Annotated in this window: 12 protein-coding genes; 7 read left to right on the top strand and 5 right to left on the bottom strand. The window is 47.6% G+C overall.

Annotation, left to right across the window (positions count from 1 at the left end):
- The first annotated feature begins 13 nt into the window (after positions 1-13).
- The gene (locus tag NST47_RS26090; protein WP_076236130.1) at positions 14-256 is read left to right on the top strand and encodes a hypothetical protein; all 243 of its coding nucleotides are present in this window, start codon (positions 14-16) and stop codon (positions 254-256) included.
- A 34-nt stretch (positions 257-290) separates the two neighbouring features.
- Here the strand turns inward: NST47_RS26090 and NST47_RS26085 are convergent, their stop codons facing one another.
- From NST47_RS26085 to NST47_RS26075, 3 genes are all read right to left on the bottom strand, one after another.
- Positions 291-1076: a carbohydrate ABC transporter permease gene (locus tag NST47_RS26085; RefSeq protein ID WP_240421002.1), complete on the bottom strand. Its 786-nt coding sequence runs from the start codon at positions 1074-1076 to the stop codon at positions 291-293.
- Positions 1077-1142: 66 nt separating this feature from the next.
- Positions 1143-2087 carry a carbohydrate ABC transporter permease gene (locus tag NST47_RS26080; protein ID WP_076236128.1) on the bottom strand — a complete coding sequence of 315 codons (945 nt, stop codon included), beginning with the start codon at positions 2085-2087 and terminating at the stop codon, positions 1143-1145.
- 28 nt (positions 2088-2115) lie between these two features.
- On the bottom strand, positions 2116-3486 hold the full coding sequence (locus tag NST47_RS26075; protein ID WP_341157739.1) for an ABC transporter substrate-binding protein: 1371 nt from the start codon (positions 3484-3486) through the stop codon (positions 2116-2118).
- Positions 3487-3745: 259 nt separating this feature from the next.
- On the opposite strand from NST47_RS26075, the gene NST47_RS26070 reads away from it, so the two are divergent.
- The 3 genes from NST47_RS26070 to NST47_RS26060 all read left to right on the top strand — a co-directional run bounded on the left by NST47_RS26070 (position 3746) and on the right by NST47_RS26060 (position 9755).
- Positions 3746-5545: a sensor histidine kinase gene (locus NST47_RS26070; protein WP_341157738.1), complete on the top strand. Its 1800-nt coding sequence runs from the start codon at positions 3746-3748 to the stop codon at positions 5543-5545.
- Entirely contained in the window at positions 5526-7124 is a 1599-nt protein-coding gene (locus NST47_RS26065) for a response regulator transcription factor (protein WP_341157737.1), read from the top strand. Before NST47_RS26070 ends, NST47_RS26065 begins: the two co-directional genes overlap by 20 nt.
- A gap of 201 nt (positions 7125-7325) precedes the next feature.
- Positions 7326-9755, top strand: coding sequence for a sialidase family protein (locus tag NST47_RS26060; protein WP_341157736.1), 2430 nt, complete (start codon positions 7326-7328; stop codon positions 9753-9755).
- 126 nt (positions 9756-9881) lie between these two features.
- Here NST47_RS26060 and NST47_RS26055 read toward each other — a convergent pair whose 3' ends face one another.
- Positions 9882-10601 carry a 3-ketoacyl-ACP reductase gene (locus NST47_RS26055; RefSeq protein WP_341157735.1) on the bottom strand — a complete coding sequence of 240 codons (720 nt, stop codon included), beginning with the start codon at positions 10599-10601 and terminating at the stop codon, positions 9882-9884.
- Between the two features lie 167 nt (positions 10602-10768).
- On the opposite strand from NST47_RS26055, the gene NST47_RS26050 reads away from it, so the two are divergent.
- Complete coding sequence (locus tag NST47_RS26050) at positions 10769-11518, top strand: SDR family NAD(P)-dependent oxidoreductase (RefSeq protein WP_341157734.1); 750 nt, start codon at positions 10769-10771, stop codon at positions 11516-11518.
- A gap of 24 nt (positions 11519-11542) precedes the next feature.
- Here NST47_RS26050 and NST47_RS26045 read toward each other — a convergent pair whose 3' ends face one another.
- Complete coding sequence (locus tag NST47_RS26045) at positions 11543-12421, bottom strand: AraC family transcriptional regulator (RefSeq protein WP_341157733.1); 879 nt, start codon at positions 12419-12421, stop codon at positions 11543-11545.
- 110 nt (positions 12422-12531) lie between these two features.
- Between NST47_RS26045 and NST47_RS26040 the strand changes: the two genes are divergently transcribed.
- Complete coding sequence (locus NST47_RS26040; RefSeq protein ID WP_341157732.1) at positions 12532-14403, top strand: ADP-ribosylglycohydrolase family protein; 1872 nt, start codon at positions 12532-12534, stop codon at positions 14401-14403.
- Between the two features lie 168 nt (positions 14404-14571).
- On the top strand, positions 14572-16689 hold the full coding sequence (locus tag NST47_RS26035) for a cadherin-like beta sandwich domain-containing protein (protein ID WP_341157731.1): 2118 nt from the start codon (positions 14572-14574) through the stop codon (positions 16687-16689).
- Positions 16690-16738 lie beyond the last annotated feature (49 nt).

Here is a 16738-nt window from a genome sequence, read left to right as displayed (position 1 = left end):
GTGGTCACAAATTATGGTCGAGTGCCCTCACTGCTCTCAACAAACGGAGTTTAAGCGACTTTGCTCTCATTGTGGTGGAATCGTCATTCACACAACAGAAGAAAAATTTAATCTGATGGCTGATGCGGTCCAGAAGGTGCTTCATGTAGAGGCCGATAAAAGGAAAAACAACAGGTCGGTTAGGAAGCTCATATATATTGTGATCATCTTGGCTGTATTAACGTTGATTATGGGCTATGTGGCGTTACGGATGTAAAGGTATCAACTAGGTATCTGCAAGATATCGTCGGTTATCCCTTAACACTTCCGGCTGTCATGCCTTCAATCAGGAATCTCTGGATCAAAGCAAAGATCAGGATGATCGGCAATATCACGATGACGCCGCTTGCCATGAGTCCGCCCCAATTCGTGGAGCCCATGCTTTCCATCAGCTCAGCGATCCCGACCTGAACCGTCTTGGCTGAAATCGAGTTGGTTAAAATCAACGCGTACTGGTAATCGTTCCAGCCAAGAATGAACGCATACAGGCTGATGGCTACAAGTCCTGGCAGCGCCAGAGGAATGATCACGGTGAATAGTGTTCGCAGCTTTCCGGCCCCGTCCATGTAGGCAGCTTCCTCCAGCTCGATAGGAATCGTTTTGAAAAAGCCGCTCATGATCCAAACCCCGACAGGGATCGTCAATGTACCATAGATGAGCACCAAAATCGATTTCGTGTTTAATAGAGAAAAGGCGGAGGCCATCTTGTACCATGGAATCATGATTAGTGGCCCCTGGATCATTTGCGCCAGTACGATTAGAATAACGACGAGTCCGATACCGGGGACCTTATACCTCGCCAGTCCATAACCGCTGATGCAAGCAATAAAGCCGGTAATGAAAGCAGTAATTGCACAAACAATAATGGAATTCATGAGCAGACGGGTTAGCTGCAGACCCTTATCGTTCAGTGCCCACAGGTAATGCTGCCACGTAGGCTCCTGTATCCACCATGTGGGGATGGTCGCGAACATTTCGGTATCTTTTTTGAACGTCGTATCGATCAGCCAGAAAAAGGGCAGCAGAGTAAAAGCCATCAATAGCAGCAGCCAGATGTATTTGGATATGTGGTGTACAGCGGATTCTTTCAGGTTCAGCCCCTCCTAGTCCATATTTCGGCCGAACAGCCGAGAATAAAGCATAACAATGATGATGACGAGCAGCATGGACAAGGATGCAATGGCTGAGCCTTTACCCAAATCAAAATATACAAAAGAGTTCGTATACAGGTAGGTCGGCAGTATGCTGGTGGCATAGCCTGGTCCGCCGCCGGTCAGCGCCCAAATCATCTCGAATTTCGTCCACGAGGACACAAGGCTGACCAGTCCGGTTACATACATGATCGGCTTGAGCAGTGGCAGTGTAATGCGAGTGAATCGCTGCCAGGCTGTAGCTCCATCCACATGGGCAGCCTCCAGCATTTCCTTGGAAATTCCTGTAAGTCCTGAAATAAGCATCAGTGCGATGTATGGGAATCCCTTCCAAGCAGAGGTGAGCAGAAGAGCGGGCCAAACCAGCGTATCGTGGCCGAGCCAGATGACATCGTCCTGGATCAGATGCAGACTTTTTAAATAGTAATTGAATAACCCGTAATGACCGTCATAAATCCATTTCCATACGATGCCGATAATGACCACAGGGGATACCCAGGGTACCATCATCAGCCCCCTCCATAAACCGCGCCCACGGATTTTGGAGAATAGAATCAAAGCAGCCGGGATGGCAATCAGAAATTGCAGTGCCGTAGAGCCGATAACCCATACGAGACTGTTAATGAAAATTCGCCAAAAAGCTTTGTCATTGGTCAGTAATTCCTTGTAATTTCCGAAGCCTGCAAATGTCATCGGTTTGCCCGAAATCAGCGAGTAATCGTAGAAGCTCAGTCGGATCGTTTCAAACAACGGATAAAATTGAAAAGCGATCAGGTACAGTACGACAGGCGCTAGCAATACATAACCGAAGCCATAAGCGTGAACAAAAGATTTCCATCGGCCCCTACGGAAAATTTCCTGTGGAGCCGCTTCTCTAAATTCCAGTATTTTCGACATTTCTCTTCACATCCATTCCGTCCAAGCTCTATTTAAATTTATCCTTGATTTTGTCAATGCCTTCCTTGATCCCTTTATAGGCTTCCTCTGTTGTGCTTTTACCGGTCAGCATCTTGACGATCTGCTCCTGAAAGACGGTTTCCATCTCGCTTTGGCCGGGGATTTTATCCATCGGTACGCCGGACGTTGCCAGTAATTCGTTAAAATCCTTAAGCAGCACTTTGTGGCCCTCGATTGCTTTCGGGTAAGCCTTTTCTGCTTTTTTGACGATTTCGTCGAGGTTTGTGCTTTTTAAAGCGGTTACGTTAACGACAGCAGCCTGCGTACTGTTATATTCCTGTGAGGACCACTCCTCCATCAGCTTCCAGGCCACATCTTTATTTTTGCTGCCCTTGAACATCGCGACACCTACGTTGGATACCGGAGCTTTGGCTTTCGTGCCGGAAGGACCCTTCGGATAAGCGATTGCCCGCGAAACCTTGACAATATCAGGATTGATGCTGTACACATTTGCCGTAAAATACGTTCCCGCTGCGATCATCCCGACCTCACCATTACTGAAGGCGCGGAACATTTCCGGATAACCCCAGGTGATATGTGATTTGGGCTGGTAAGCTTCGAGATTTTTGAAATGCTCCAGCGTCTCCAGATACTTTTTCTTGCTCGCCTCGGTCGTATCGTTAAGCACCAGATCGTTGCTGTAAGCGGCCGTGAACGGAACACGGAATGCAAAACGGGGCACACCGAGCGGGTAGCCAAAGCCGTATTTGCCATCCTTGGTCATCTGCTGGGCTGCTTTTTCCACATCTGCCCACGTTTTCAGCTCATCGAGCTTCATGCCAGCCTCATTCAGCATCTTCTCATTGACAACCAACGTGAAGGAGTTCGCGAGATTGGGTACCGCATACAGCTTGCCATCCTGCTGGGCATATTCCATCGTCCCCGGAAGGAAATCCTCCTTCTTCAGCTGCACGCCTTGCTTTTGAAAGTAAGGTGTGAGATCCTCCAATCCGCCAAGCTGCACGAGGTTCGTTACATCCTGGGTTTGTGTAATATCGGGACTATCCCCGGAGCTGATCATGACAGCCAGCTTTTTCTCCATATCCGTCCAGGACAAATACATGTACTCGATGTTGACGTTCGGGTATTTCTCTTTCATTTTTGTCTTGAATTGCTCGGCCAGCTCTTTTTCCGCCTCTGAAGTACCCGGGAACACAAAGCGAATATCCGCTTTTACCGTTTTCCAATCGATTTCACTTGCTTGTGGCTTAGCTGTTTTATCGGTTGCTGCAGCAGGAGCCTTACTGTCCCCGCATCCCGTAAGTGCTAGTGTAAGCGCCAATGCGGCTGCACCTGTCCGGATCGATCCTCGGTTCCATTTGTTCATATTCTGATTCATGGTTAACCCTCCCTGTGGTCATTCTCAATTTCTACACTGTCTATCTTATCTGCCTGAACGATCTGCAACAATGTGACAAAATAAAGGTTTGGTGGACTTTATAAAGGGAAAATCCACAATCGACGAATAATCCTTGAACACTAAAAGCACCTTCTGTTAGATTGAATGGAGAGAAACATCCGCCTGCTCAGCAGTAGGCTGCCATTTGGCATACACTCTTACCGTTTATAGTAAGTCGGCTTCGGGGAGGCATCCGGTTATGTTCATTTTCAAACGTCTGCAGGTCAAGCTGTTCGTGTATTTCTTGCTGCTCGTTTTGATCCCTTTAATTACATTGGGATACTTTTCCTATACAATGGCGACTCGTTTTCTGGAGGAGGAGTCCGTCCGTAATCAGTCACAAACGATGAAGCTGATTGGCAACAATATTAAGCTGATGCTGGATGATGCGGGGGATATCACTTCCTACATTACGAATAACGAAAGCCTGCAGCATGTCCTCGGCGACAAAGCGTCCCAATCACTGACAACAAAGGAAGGAGCCAGCTTTGATTATCTGGAAAACATCAAAATCGCCAAAAAATATGTGACCTTCCTCGTGATTTATGGTGAGAACGGCTTCCTGTACCGGGACTTCAGCGAATATTTTCGCCAGGTTATTCCTTATACCGAAGTGATGGATCAGCCCTTGTATGTCGCAACCGCGGCCAGAGATGGGCGTGCCTACTGGACCTTTTCCGGTACTTCGCTTTTTACCTTTGGGCACAGCTACAATGAAATTATGGTAGGCCGCAAAATTGTCGATTCCTATGACCATGATAAAAGCTTGGGGATGCTGTTCATGGGTGTTAATCGTGATTCTATTGGAGAGATCATTAAAGATATCGAAATCGTCAATTCCGCAAACATTTTTATTTTTGACAATAATTATAACCTGGTTACGAGCAAGCATGAGGATGCAGCTCTGAAAAAAAGGCTGACTGAAGACCTGAAGCTCAAGGAAAAGGTATTTCAAAAGGACCACTCCGAAAGCTACACGATCGGGGGCAAGGATTATTTTGTTTCCAGCACCATCATCGAGCCGTATGAATGGAATATTGTCAGCTTTATACCGCTAGAGGTGATTCACAAGCAGCATGGCATCCTATTGAAGGTGACCCTACTGTTATCACTAACCTTGTTGGTCGTCGTTGGGCTGATATCGGTCGTATTGTCCAAGAGTATCACGTCTCCTATCAAAATACTGTTGAAATCGATGAATAATTTTAAAAGAGGCGACTTCAAGCAAAAGGTTGCTGTCACCTCGCAGGATGAGATTGGCATGCTGAGCCACAAATATAACGAGATGGTGATGGAAACGAATGAATTGATTCAAAAGGTGTATGTAAGTCAGACGCATCAAAAGATCATCGAGCTGAAAACCTTGCAAACCCAGATTGAGCCTCACTTTTTATATAACACTCTTGATTTTATTTTTCTTAATTCCAAAATCAATGGCGATGAGCAGACCGCAAGAGTCGTGCATTCACTTAGCGAGCTGTTCCGACTGTCATTGAACAAGGGGCATGATTACTATACGTTGGATCAGGAGATTAATCAGATCAAAGCCTACATCAGCATCCAGCATGCACGATTTCCAAAACGGTTTACACCTAAATATGACATAGATCCTGAGGCAGGCTCATATTTGACGATGAAATTGCTGCTGCAGCCAATTGTTGAAAATGCGATTCTGCATGCCTTCAACGAACGGAAAAACGAGCCGGGTGTGCTCATCATTTCAGGTCGGATTGTGGACCATCAGATTGTGATGGTTATCGAGGACAATGGCTGCGGTCTGAGTTCTGACAAGAAGGAGCAGCTGCTAAGCGGTTCCGCCTCCGGCAAGCAGGGCTTTGGAATTCGCAATGTGAACGAACGGCTGCGGATGATGTTTGGTCCGGAGCATGAGCTTATGATTGACAGCAAGCCGTTCGTCGGAACTAAAGTGACACTGCGTCTGCCGATGATCGAGAGTGAGGAGCAATGGAGGTTATTGTATGAAAATCATGGTCATTGATGACGAAGAAATTGTGCCCCGGGCGCTTAGAGCGCTGATTAACTGGGAGGAGCATGGATTTGTCTGGCTTCCAGCAGCGGAGAATGGCAAAGAAGGCTTGGAATTTATACATAAGCACGAACCTGATTTGATACTGGTGGACTGTCAGATGCCGGGAATGGATGGTTTGCAGCTGCTGGAGGAAGTGGGTAAAAGAAACCTGCCGATCAAAGCCGTCATATTGAGCGGGCACGATGAATTTGCTTATGCGCAAAAGGCGATTAAGCTCGGTGCGTCCGACTATTTATTGAAGCCGCCCGATATTGACCAGCTGTTAAAGGTTTTACTGCAAATTAAACGCGATTGGGAAGAGGAAAAGAAGCTCAAAAACCAGCTCAAGGAAAATTTGCCGCTCATCGTTTACCGGTTTATGCTGTCGCTTCTGGAGGGAGCCAAAATTAACGCAGAATCTTTTGCGGAAAAATCGGCCTTTTTACAGATCGGGCTGAAGGAGGGGGCTTATGTATTGGCCGTGCTGGAGGTGGAGGAGGACCCCGATCATCCCAAGCCCTACAGCTATGAGGACCAGCAGCTGATGAATTTTGCTATTATCAATATTGCTGAAGAAACGTTAGTCTGCTGGAAGCACAAATTTATTTTTCATGAAGCGCATCAACGATTTGTTATTGTGATTAATGGCTCCACGAGCGATAAAGAACAGCTGCGAACAGACCTGCTTTTATTAGTCGGCAACCTGCGAAGGACGCTTCACTATTATGCTACCGTAGGTGTTTCCAGAATCGGTACCAGCTTCAATATTGATGCCAAGGCCAGCTTTGAATCGGCCAGAACGGCATTGGAGTATAAATATTATACAGGCCCTAATGAAGTTATTTGGCTTGATGATCTGGAGTGGGAGCATGCTGATGCTATGGAGAAGTCGATTGCTTTTTACCCGATAGATGAGGACTTGCGCCTGGCCTTTAAGGTTGGCAACCCTGCGCAGCTGAGGGACTGGACGACTTTCTTTGTCACCCATCTGAAGGAACGCGATTATCCGGTTCAAGTGACCAAATCGATGACCCTGCAAAATATGAGCTCGGCCGCTCACGTGCTGGTGGAAATGCATCCGAGACTGACGGCAGACGAATTACTGACCACCGATCAAATCTCGCGGTTTATTGAAGCAGCCTCTCTGGAGCAGCTGGAGGATGAAATCTGGCTGTATTTGGAGCGCTTATTCACCATCACTGTGGACCTGCGAAAGGCGGGGAAAAATGCAGTTGTGGAGAAAACGAAGCATTTTATTAGGGATAATTATCATTTAAGCATTACGCTGGAATCGATCGCGAAGGAAGTATATCTGTCACCCGTTTACTTGAGCTTTCTGTTTAAGCAGGTAGAGGGAGTGAATATGTCGGATTATATTATGGAGGTACGGCTGGACCAGGCCAAACAGCTGCTGAAAGGCTCCAATTTAAAAACCTATGAGATTGCCATGAAAACCGGATATACCGATGAGAAATATTTTAGCCGTCTGTTCAAAAAGCGTCTGGGTCTCACTCCAAGTGAATTTAGAAAGCAATCGGCAGCTCCTTGAGCAAGTCCACCAAATCTTGAGATCGTCTCATGTTACCGCCATTGCTCTCATGTTAATATAGAGTTGAAATTATGGGAGATGCCAGTGGCATCTCTCTTTCAGGCTCATGGAAAGGAGGATATATACTTAAAACCGTGAGAAGGAGGGATAGATGACGGTTATTTGTAAGCGCTTAATAAATCATTAAAAGGAGACTATATAATGTCTATTCGTGAGAAAATACAAGACCTGTACGTGGTGCGCCTCCTCATACTCACACTTCTTGCTGGAGGCTTGCTGCTTGGCTTTGCCTCCGTCAGTGCTGCTGCCAGCTTTACCATTGAAGAGAAAACGATTTATACCAACAACGGACAAAACAACTTCTGGTGGACGCATCTGCGCTGCACACCGATACCGAAGGGAGCTTCACCTGATATTCTTTGTACGGTATCCAAGGATCCGAATGAAAGTCCGAATTTAAGTGATGTGTTCTACGATATTGCCTACACCAAGAGCAGCGATCTGGGGGAAACGTGGAGTTCGTTCACAACCATTCCGCAGTACCAATGGAAAGTGCTCCCGGACGGCTATTCCGGTATGCTGATCGATCCGGTTCCTGTCTACCATGCGCAGTCCGGTAAGGTTATTGTCTTCGGTATGGCCCAATCGTACGATGTCGCTCATGGCTATGCCAAGAAGCACAATTATCCGGCTTATGCCATCTATGATCCGGCAACTTCGACCTGGAGCAGCGACTGGTATTTATTCAGTTGGCCTCGGGTATACGGGCATGCTGGCAGCGTTTATCCCTATATGACAGAGGATGGTTCCATATTGTGGCCGCTGAATTCGCTGGATGGGCTTGGGACGCTGCAGGTAGTCAAGGCTTCGTTTGACGGAAGCACGCTTCAATATGTGAGTCAAAGCGGAACGGTGGCCAATGTCGGAAGCAATGGCAACCGATCCGGTATCGAGCCTTCACTTACCCGGTTCAACAACGAGTACTTTCTGACCATCCGTGATGATACCCAGAACCGGCTGGCGAAAAGCAGCGATGGTTTGACCTGGCAGTCTGCCGTTACACTGAAGTGGGATGACGGAACGACAGTGACGGGAAGCAATAATACCCAGATGCATTGGCTCACACAGCCGGGTGCACTGTATCTGGTGTATACACGGCAGGACACATCCAATTCCGATATTTTTCGTTATCGGGCTCCTTTATGGATGGCCGAGGTCGATCCAATCACACTTCGCCTTAAGAAAAGCACAGAACGTATTGCGATGGGGATCACGAGCAATCGAGCCCAGCTTGGCAATTTCGGAACCACCGAGATCACCCCCAAGCTAAGCCTGGTTACAAGCAATGAATGGAACACAGTCGTTCCGAATCGGGCGATAATTTCATTCATTCGCTGGGATCGTTCCTTACTGGGCCTCTGGCCGCTGGACGAGACCTTCGGGTCGATTGCTGGAGATGCCACAGGAAATGGGAACAACGGCACTATAGTTAATGCCGTATATAACACCAATGGCAAATTCGGAGGATCGCTCACCTTTGCTGGCAACGGTGATTATGTGAATCTGGGAGACCCTTCGAGCGGAGCCTTCGATTTTGGAACCACACAAAATTTCAGTGTTTCCGCGTGGGTGAAAACCAACAGCAGCGGTGGGATCAAATATATAGTGAACAAAGGCGATACCAACGCTTCCTACTGGCTCAGGTTCGAGGCTAATAATACGATTAAGTTTCTGCTCGATTATGGCAGCACCTATGATGCCGCACAGTCAACGGAAACCTATACGGATGGGAAATGGCATCATGTTATCGGTACGGCGGATCGAATTGCCGGGCTTAAGCTGTATGTGGATGGGGTACTGGTTGGACAGGACAGCAGCCTGACTGGAGGGAATATTTCCAATTCGCTGCCGTTGACCATCGGAACGAATTCGACGAATACCATGAACGGCCAAATTGATGAAGTGAAGCTGTTCGGATATGCATTGACGAGCAAGGAGGTACAGGCCGTATATGGTTTGACAGCCCATTGGAAGCTGGATGAAGCTTCTGGAACGGCTGCCCTTGATGCGACAGGAAATGGAAATGACGGGACCATCGTCAATGCGGTCCGTTCCGCTAACGGTAAGTTCGGGGGCGCACTAAGCTTTGCCGGCAGTGGCGATTATGTCACGGTGAATGATCCGGCTGATGGTAATCTCGACTTTGGAGCTACCCAGGATTTTTCTGTTTCGGCGTGGGTCAAGACAAGTGCAGCGGGCACAACAAAGTATATCGTCAACAAGGGCGATACGAATCACGGCTACTGGTTAAGGTTCGAGGCAAATAACACGCTGCGGTTTTTGCTTGACTATGGCAGCACCGCTGATGCCGCGCAGACTACTGCAACCTATACGGATGGACAATGGCATCACGTCGTGGGTGTTGCCAGCCGCAGCACTGGGCTTAAGCTGTATGTCGATGGTGTGTTGGCTGGAACGAACAACAGTCTGACGGGCGGAGACATCTCAAGCTCGCTTCCATTAACACTCGGGCATGCTGCAGCCAGTACGATGAACGGTTTACTTGACGATGTGCGCATTTACAACTACGCGTTAAGTGCTGCCGATATTCAGACTTTATATACTCCTTAGACCGATCTGGTTGTCCAGAAGCCGCGTGGGGCTTCTTTAATGTGTAAAAAAGAACCTGACTCCTTATGTGAAGGAGAAAGGTTCTGCCAATGAAGGTTGACCACACACAGTACATCCAGATGCAAGCTATTGCGGGTTCGTTGTCCAGATTCCAGCGGTCTTAATGAAGACGCGATCTGGCAATTTTAAAGTAACCAATACGAGCTCGGCGACATCCTCCGGCTGCATCATGCGGTCCTCATCACCTATTTTCAATCCTGTATTGACAGCCAATTCTGTATTTACCGTGCTTGGAGTGAGAGCAGTTACACGAATATTGGATTTGCGAACCTCCTGCATCAAGGCTTCAGTCATTCCGAGAACGGCGAATTTGGAAGCACAGTAAGCGGAGCCCGTTGCAAAGCCTCTTTCTCCGGCAGTTGAGGCAATATTGATAATGCTGCCGCTGCTTTGGCTGAGAAGAGCTGGCAGTACAGCACGGGTCATATAATAGGTGCCCATCAAATTCGTTTGTATAATGCGCTCCCAGTGAGCGGGCTCCATATCAATCAGGGTACCGAATTGTGCGGTTCCCGCATTATTGATGAGGATATCTATGGAACCAAGCCTTGAGCTCAAGGCGGCAACAGCTTCATCAACCTCTGTCTGAATTGCAATATCGGCGGCTGCGATGAACACATCCACTCCATAGGTTGTGGTCAATTCTTCCTGAAGGGTTTCCAGATCGATACTGCTTCTGGCGATAATCCCCAGATGAACGCCTTCTTTGGCTAATGCGATCGCTATCGCTTTTCCGATACCTTTTCCTGCCCCGGTAATCAGTGCTTTTTTATTGCGCAATTCCATATTGATCGCTCCTCATATCATTTGTTATCGTATTGCCGACATTAACATGGTATATCAAGGCCCAAACAAGGTCAACCTTCTGCCATTCGTGGAGAGTCGGAATAAGCGGCTGGTGTCTGGTTCGGTTATAATAGTGCAGTAACCTATTCCTGAAAGGAGCATTTACGTTGAGCAAATTCGAGAATCAAGTGGTTGTGATTACGGGAGCGGGAGGCGGTATCGGAAGGGTACTTGCTGTGAGCTATGCAGCTGAGAACGCCCAGGTCGTACTTATAGATAAGGATGAGCACAAGCTGGCGGAAACCAGTCAACTGCTGCGGCAATCGGGGTTCGAGCCTTATGCGATACAACTGGAGCTTAGTGACGGTAAGGCGATAGCCCCTGCTTTTCAGCAAATTGAAGCCAGATTTGGGCGTATTGATATTTTGATTAATAATGCAGGTCTTGGCATAACCAAATCTCCCTATGAGCTGGACATGGATGAATGGGATTATGTGATGAATACGAATTTAAGAGGATGCTTTTTGTGTTCGAGAGAAGCGGCCAAGGTGATGAAGAAGCAGGGGAGAGGCTCGATCGTTCATATTTCCTCAACAAGGTCGACAATGTCGGAAGCGAATACTGAGGCTTATGCCGCATCCAAAGGGGGAATTGATGCATTAACGCATGCGCTTGCGGTTTCGTTGGGCCCTGACGGGATTCAGGTGAATGCGATTAATCCGGGATGGATCGAAACGGGTGACTACAGCAGTCTTCGCACGGAGGATCATGAACAGCATCCAGCGCAGCGTGTTGGAAAACCGCAGGATATTGCACGTGCCTGCCTGTACTTGACTGACCCTGAGAATGATTTTGTCACAGGCACGAACCTGACGGTAGACGGTGGTATGACCAAAAAGATGATCTACGTTCATTAACCGCTGATTGTCGCTCAACACCTGTCATTTTTGTCGGAAGTGCTGAGGGGAAATGCCTTCGACTCGCTTGAATATTCGACTGAAATAAAACGGGTCGGCATAACCTACCGATTGACCGATTTCCTGAACGCTTTGAGCCGTGTGAAGGAGCAGGTGCTTGGCCTGCTGGATTTTTAATTGATGCATGTAATGGACCATTGTGGTGCCTGTGTATCGCTTGAAAATCTGGCATAAATATTCATACTTCCTGTCGGTCATCAGCTCAAGAGCTTCTTTGGTAATATCGGTTTCGTAGTTGTTATTGATATGACTTAACAGCTTTCGGAAGGTTGTATAGGAAGATGGGAACGCACTGTCGGTATGGCTTTGCTCGAGAAATTCGCTTGTTAAGATGAACAGGATTTCTCCTAGCAGCAGCGTTGCCTGAAAGCGGAAATAGCCTTTGGGCTTTATTAGCAGCTGGACAAGCTCCTCAAAGCAGCTGAGCAGCTTGTATCTGTTGCGGGTTTGAAACCGTCTTGGCAGGACCAATGCTTCTTCAAAATGCTGCTGGGCGGTCGATGTCTGGCCTGGAGGCGCATGGACGATTTTAAGCTGGGGTGCTCGGTTATAGTCCAGCTCGGTAATATCGGGAGTGGAGGCAAACTGAACCCAAAAAAACTGCCCCTGCCTTTCATTGGGTTGCCAGCCGCGGTGCTGCTCCCATGGCATTAATAGCAGGGAATCACCTGCCTGCAGCGTTAGCTTCTCTTCACCTGCCTGCAAATAAACCGTTCCATCGGCAACCAGAATCAATTCGTAATAAGGGTTGTGATGGAATTCCTGAAAGGATTCCTGATTGGCATCAAACAAATCGGCCCATTTCACATCAAGTGCCGAGAGTCTGGAAAGTGAATAATACATGGCTTCCTCCAAGGTTTTACTGCTTGCAAATCGTAATTACCTGCATGGCTATCTTCCGGGGTCTGACCTTATACTCAACAGTATACCAAAGATCAGAAGGAGCTGCAGTGATGACTATAAGCATTTTGAATGAACAGGATTACTATCGAATCGTTTATGGAGGCTGGTTGGGTAAAAATATCGGGGGCACGCTGGGTGCACCGGTAGAGGGTGTGAAGGAACTGCTGAATCTGGACTTTTATCCTGAGCTTCCGGATGGTCCCTTGGAGAATGACGATCTGGATCTGCAGCTCGTATGGCTGCATGCGCTGGAGCAATATGGACCGTCTTTAACTAACAAGGAACTGGGGCAGGAATGGGTGGATCATATCTTTTTCCCCTTTGATGAATATGGCTACGCGCTGACGAATCTGAGACGAGGTCTGATAGCTCCGGTAGCCGGCTGGTTCAACAATCCGTTTAACAACTGCATGGGGTCCCCAATCCGCTCGGAAATCTGGGCGATGGTAGCACCGGGTGCACCGGAAACAGCAGCCCGCTATGCATATGAGGATGCAACAGTTGACCATGCAGGGGGAGAAGGCGTATATGGCGAAATGCTGTTTGCTGCGATTGAGAGCGCTATCTTCTTTGAGCAGGACCGTGACCGTTTGATAGAAATCGGGCTACGTTATATACCATCTGATTGCCGCACCGCGCTTGCTGTCAGGGATTTGCAGCGGTGGCATCAGGAAGGCAAAGACTGGATCGAGGCAAGAGCTCTGATTCTGGACCATCACGGACGGGAGAACTTTACGGACGCTCCACAAAATATCGCCTTTACGATTCTCGGCTGGCTTTATGGAAAAGACTTCGAGGATGCGATTCTGAAAGCGACGAACTGCGGCTACGACACGGATTGTACGGCGGCTACCTTGGGTGCCATATTGGGTATGATTCTCGGTCCTGAGGGCTTGCCTGCGAAATGGGTGCAGCCCGTCGGTGATCGTGTCGTGATCAGTCCCCCGATCAAAGGCTTTCCGGCTCCGCAAAATCTGGATGAGCTTACACGGCGTACGATAGCTGTCGGGAAGCAGGTTCTGGCTGCATGGCATACAGGAATTATTGTTCATCCAGAGCTTCCTACTACCTTTCAGGATAGAGTGGAGGAACGTGACAGTATAGAGGCCATGTGGAATCGTCCTGTAACGGAAAACCGTTATCTGCTGCCAAAAGGTACATCCAGCCAGCCGAATCTGGAGCTTGTTCTGAACTATGGAGACGAAGGCCCAGCGATTGCAATCGATCAGTCCAAGACCCTTACTATCACCGTGACGAATCGCTCACTGGTTTTGTTGGAAGGCAGCTTGTCACTGGAAGTTCCAGCGGACTGGAGTGGACCTGCTGCACAGGAGACTCGTTTAAATCCTGGTGAATCAACGAGCTGGAAAGTAGTTGTCAAATCTTCTTCACAGCCTGAGTCATCCTATCGATTGACATTGAATTGGACGCGTTATCATGATGGACACGTATGGTCTGAGGAACGTATCCCCTTCGCTCTGGTAGGTGCTGCATATTGGACGATATGGGGACCGACTAAGGCAGAGAATGGTATCGAAGTTGTGTGTGCAGGAAACAAAATCAATTGGCAAGCTGTCTCTGAAGGTAATATGATTGGCACGTATCGTGCGAGAACAAATCTATATAATCCTTCAACTCGCAAGCTGCGTCTGATCGCAGCCGCTAACGCTCCAATTTCTGTTAGGCTGAATGGCGAAACCGTGATCGATTGCCGGAAAATCGTCGAATTCATGCCGGCCTACCACCGTCCAGCGATAGAACAGCTGTATGAAGTTACGCTTGCAGCAGGAACACATGTGGTTGAGGTGGAAGTGACAGGACAGGGAGAAGATCTTGAAGTGTATATCCTCCCGGTAGCTACGCTGGATACTACGTCGCCAGGCAAGTATTACTATTACACGGATATGATGTTTGTCAAATAAATATGGATTACGATAACACTTTGTCCGTTAGGATAGGGTGTTATTTTTTGTTTTTTGGACTCTACGAACTTTATAAATATGCATTAAAATGGATAATAGCTATGATATAATGACAGGGGCTTATTATATTATACAGTCATATTTTGACTTTTTTAGGGGAGGAAGTTTGTGAGAATAGCTAAATTTTTAATCGTTAGTTTTACGGCATTCATACTTATTATTGGAATCCCATGGAAAGCGCAGGCCGTGGTTAATGATGCGAATGCCGATTTATCGAGCATTCATGAAGGTGCGGGTTCGTTGTCACCTGCTTTTTCTCCATCGATAACAGAATATTGGGTGAAAATGCGCAGCTCTGAAGCAGGCTTCTACACAGCAGCAACAACTGCGAACTCCGATGCAACCATGGAGTATTCGATGAACGGAGGCAGTTGGGTTGGGGTGGCGTATTATGCGTCGACCGGATACCTAAGTACGAATCGGGGAGATAACACATTTCAATTAAGAGTCACGGCAACAAATACTACGACGACCAAGACGTATACGATTCACGTATATTTTCCAGACACAAATGATGCCGACCTGACGGATTTGCGTTCAAATGAAACGACGTTAAATCCGAATTTTCAATCCAATATAACGAAATATACGGCAGACGTGTCTTATGCGACGAGCAGTATATCGATTACTGGAGTATTGAATGACGCTGCAGCCTCCGTCAAAATCAATGATTCGAATGCAGCTAATGGAGCTACATCGGGCTCCATACCTTTAAATGTAGGAAGCAATATCATTACTGTTCAGACAAAGTCTTACAATACAAACGTGAATAAGACGTATACCGTTACGGTCACGCGGGCCGCGAACACAAATGCGGATTTAAGTGCCTTAGCCGTCTCAGGGAGTACTATAAGCCCGGTTTTTCAGTCAAATCAGACAGCCTATACATTGCCTGATGTGAGTAATGAAACGGATACATTGATGGTGACGCCGACATTATCGGACCCGACTGGTGCTTTTGTTCATATTAAAGTGAATGACGGCAGCTACACGCCGGTAACTAGCGGCTACGGATTGAGCATGCCGCTGGCAGTAGGAAGCAATACGATCACGCTGGAAGTATTATCCCAGGATACGAGCATCTCAAAGCAGTATACGATCAAAGTGATTCGAAAAAATAATGATGCGACGTTAAGCGGTTTAGCTGTGACGCCGGGTAATCTGAACGAACCCTTTGCGAGCAGCACATTTTTCTACACAATGGCGAATGTTCCCTATCCCACGTCCAGCTTGGCTATAACGCCAACCTTATCAGACCCAACTGGAGCAGCTGTATATGTCCGTATAAATGGAGGCAGCGATACACAAGCTTCGAGCGGATATCCTGTATCCGTTCCTCTGATCGTGGGCAGCAACACAGTGGAAATCAAAGTAGTGATGCAGGATACGGCAGCTGCAAAAATTTACACGCTATCCGTAGAGAGACTGAAGAATAGTGACGCCAGCTTATCCAGCTTATCGGTTTCCACAGGAAATCTTGCTTTTTCACCCGAGGTTACAGACTATACATTAACGGTAAGTCAGTCTATCTATGAACTCACCGTAAAGCCAGTCTCGTCAGCAGGTAATAATGCTGCAACGATCCAGGTGCGAATCAACGGAGGCAGTTATTCAACCGTTCAAAGCGGTATGGATAGTCTGAGGTTACAGCTGGCATCCGGCTTGCCAAATGTGATAGATATACATGTAACCGCGCAGGACGGGACAAGTCTGCAATATACGATTAAAGTGATTCTACCGGGAACGCCAGCTCTTAATGATCTCGTGCTTGAAGAAATGCAGGCGAAGCTGACATTTTCCGAACCTTTGCTGCGGGCGAGTAGCGATCCCACTTACTATACGATTAAAAATGTATCCCGTAACTCTGATTTGTCGGTAGCACAAGTCGTCTATACACAAGGATCGTCAGAGGTGAAATTGAACGTAAGCGGTCAACTGCTGCCCGGAGATGAAGTGAAATTTGATATTAAAGCTGGAGCTGTGGTCAGCTTGATCGGAGAAGGGAACGCCGCTGCTGGTCGGACGATTGTCTATGGCAACCCCCTTCAGCAGTTGAAACAAAGGCTGGTTGATTTGGATGTCGAGCATGACGGGATTCATATCAATGAGATTATTACTTATATGACGGCAGCTTTTGGACAACATGATTTGAACGGAGATGGACAATTCAATCGTGAAGACGTCGTTATTATTTTGAGCCAGATTGGAACCAAGGTTATACCGTAGTATCGACTCCCATGAAAAGAAGTTAAATGGCAGCAAGGAGCACTCCACA

Source organism: Paenibacillus sp. FSL H8-0034, assembly GCF_038000305.1.
Classification (GTDB): domain Bacteria; phylum Bacillota; class Bacilli; order Paenibacillales; family NBRC-103111; genus Paenibacillus_S.
This window is presented reverse-complemented; position numbering and strand designations above follow the sequence as displayed.